This window comes from Vibrio makurazakiensis (genome assembly GCF_050337375.1).
GTDB lineage: Bacteria > Pseudomonadota > Gammaproteobacteria > Enterobacterales > Vibrionaceae > Vibrio > Vibrio makurazakiensis.
This window is the reverse complement of record NZ_JAKJSW010000332.1, coordinates 1-3,150: the sequence shown is the minus strand read 5'-3', so window position 1 is coordinate 3,150 and position 3,150 is coordinate 1. Positions and strand designations below refer to the sequence as shown.

The window sequence follows — 3,150 nt, the reverse complement described above, 5'->3', positions numbered from 1 at the left end:
TTCTTGAACTGGGTGCTTATTTTTGGTCATTTAGGCTTTCCAGCTATGGGCATAAAAGGGGCTGCGATTGCTACCGTATTAAGTGGTGCCATCGAAATTGTTACTTTATTTGGCTACCTATATTTTAAAAAGCACCTGCTTGCCTTTGGTCTTGCTGATATCAGAGCTGCATCATTTGAGAAAGTATCTCGCTTTCTTAAACTGTCACTACCTACAACGTTTAATTTCCTTGCTTGGGCTGGTGGACTTTTTGCTTATCACGCAATTATGGGGCAGTCAGGAGTGCAGGGTCTAGCAGCTTTATCCGTAATGACACCAGTTGAATCTATTTCACTAAGCTTACTAATTGGTATGTCTAATGCGGCAGCGGTATTAGTCGGGAACCAATTGGGAGCTAAGCAAAATGAAGCCGTTTACTATCAGGCTCTTGGCATAACACTACTCAATATCTTGGTTGGTGTTTTCGTCGCGATAGGATTGTATTTCGTACAAATGCCAATCCTAAATGCATTCAGTGCGTTAACACCAGAAACGAGAGAGTTATCTGAGAAATTCATTTTGGTATTGAGTGTCGGTATTGTACTTCGCTCTGTTCCAATGGTTGTTATTGTTGGCGTGTTGCGAGCTGGTGGCGATGTGAAGTTCTGTCTCTATCAAGATCTTGTTGCTCAGTGGCTTATTGGTATTCCGCTTGCTGCGTTTTGCGCTATATACCTTGGACTTGAACCTGAATGGATTTATCTATTGTTCTTAACGGAAGAAGTCGTGAAGTGGGGTGGTTCAATTTACCGCATGAAAAGCAAGAAATGGATGAATAACTTGATCGAAAGTTAGATGTGGAACGTACGATCATTGCAACTTAATGCTTATGTTGTGATCTATGCTTCAAAATGCTTCCTACTAACAGTGAATTAGTGTAGATTCTCATTCCAAATTCTAACTTTCGTGAGCTGTTTAATGTTAAAGCTGTCTGACCTGTGTAAAGGCTATGTTGATGGGGGGGAATTCCACCCAGTTTTACAAGGTGCAGAACTAACATTAAACCAAGGTGATCAGTTAGCGTTAATGGGTGAAAGTGGCTCTGGTAAGAGTACTTTACTTAATTTAATCGCTGGGTTAGATATAGCAGACTCCGGGGAAATCTTATTCCCCAACTTTGATATGCATAGTTCGACTGAGYAGAAACGTACGGCTTATCGTCGTAACAATATCGGGCATATCTTCCAACAATTCAATCTGTTACCCACTCTAAATATCGCTGATAACATTAGATTTTGCCGTCAGTTAAAGGGCCTACCTGAAGACAAAGGGCTTTGGCGTCAAATATTATCAGCGCTTGATCTAATGCCATTACTAGGTCGATACCCTGAAGAAGTCTCTGGTGGTCAACAGCAACGTGCTGCGATTGCCCGCGCTCTTTATATGGAACCGAAGGTTTTATTAGCTGATGAGCCAACAGGTAGCTTAGATGAGCGAAATGCAGAAGCGGTAATGCGCCTGCTGACATCTTTAGCTCGTGAACTGCAATGTACTCTATTGCTAGTAACACATAGTGAAAAAGTCGCACATCATATGGACGGTCGAATTCGCCTGCAGGGAGGACAACTGCATGTTATGGCCCGTAGTTAAAGCGCTACTTGGTCACTACCGTCGTCATCCACTTCAGATAATCTTAGTTTGGCTAGGGTTAACGCTTGGTGTTTCTATATTGGTTGGTGTGACTGCGATTAACCAACATGCAAAGCAGAGTTATACCACTGGCGAGCGTTTATTTTCAAACCCGTTACCTTACCGTATTCGTCCTAAGCACAATGCTAATAAAATCCCTCAAGGTTTCTATATTCAACTGAGACGTGAAGGGTTTCAGCAATGCGCGCCGTTTGATAACCATCGAGTTATTACTGAAGATGGCGATAACCTGATGTTGATAGGTTTAGACCCTGTGGCCATGCTACAACTTCAGCCAGGAGTTGCGCTTAAAGAATTAACAACTTTAAGTTTGATGCGCCCTCCATATCCTATCTTAGTGAGTCAAAATTTATCTGAGCATATGTCTTGGAGCAACGGCGACTATATTCCACTAGCAGATGGTTCAAAATTAGGGCCTATCGTCGTAGATCAACAGGGACTCATTAATGGTACCCGTTTGATGGCTGATATTTCGTTATTAAGGATGCTTGAGCGAAGTGCTGGGCTATCTGTAATAGCGTGTGGTGAAATGCCAGCTGCTAAATATGAGCGCCTTAAAGAATTGCTGCCGAATGGGATCACTATTTCACGCAGTTCTAAGGCTGAGCTAGAATCTCTTACCAATGCATTCCACATGAATTTGAGTGCAATGGGGATGCTTTCATTCGTTGTCGGCTTATTTATTTTCTACCAAGCAATGTCACTGTCATTTATCCAACGACAGCCTCTTGTTGGTATCTTGCGTCAAACCGGTGTATCTGGTTGGCAGTTAGCGAAAGCCCTGTTGTTTGAGTTGATATTCCTTGTCCTTGTTAGCTGGATTTGTGGCAATGTCTTGGGGATTTTGTTGGCTAATCAGTTGCTGCCTGCTGTTTCAGCGAGCCTTGGTGACCTCTATGACGCAAACGTAGGCCTTTCCATTGARTGGAGCTGGAGCTGGAGCGGTTATAGCTTAGGTATGGCGATGGCTGGTGCCTTCTTAGCATGTGCATGGCCATTGATTCGTTTGTTAAAATCACAGCCTATTCGCTTATCTTCTCGTTTGTCTTTAGTTCGTTTTGCGGGTACGGAGTTTACTTGGCAAGCGTTGATCGGCTGTGCTTTTTGTATAGCGGCGGTTGCGGTGTATCAAGCACCACAAACCCAAGAGTCAGGCTTTGTGATTATCGCCTTGATGCTAGTGAGTGTTGCATTGTTTACGCCATTCATTATGTGGAAACTATTCAATAGCCTTTCGTATTCATTGAAATGGGTACGAGCAAGATGGTTCTTCTCTGATGCTGCGGCAAGCATGAGCTATCGTGGTGTTGCAACAATGGCCTTTATGTTGGCGTTGTCGGCCAATATTGGGGTGGAAACTATGGTTGGTAGTTTCCGTGATACTACTGATAAATGGCTAACTCAGCGACTCGCGGCAGATYTATATATTTATCCAACTAATAACTCGGCAGCCCGTATGAG

The 3,150-nt window shown here is 43.3% G+C and carries 3 protein-coding genes; all 3 read left to right on the top strand.

Going from position 1 to position 3,150, the window contains the following annotated elements; all coding sequences use genetic code 11:
* A partial coding sequence (locus tag L4C33_RS20970) for an MATE family efflux transporter (RefSeq protein ID WP_428814330.1) occupies positions 1-834 on the top strand: 834 nt, incomplete at its 5' end.
* A gap of 123 nt (positions 835-957) precedes the next feature.
* Entirely contained in the window at positions 958-1,629 is a 672-nt protein-coding gene (locus L4C33_RS20965) for an ABC transporter ATP-binding protein (RefSeq protein WP_428814329.1), read from the top strand.
* Positions 1,610-3,150, top strand: a 1,541-nt coding sequence (locus L4C33_RS20960) for an ABC transporter permease (protein ID WP_428814328.1), incomplete at its 3' end; no start/stop codon positions are given. The genes L4C33_RS20965 and L4C33_RS20960, both read left to right, overlap by 20 nt.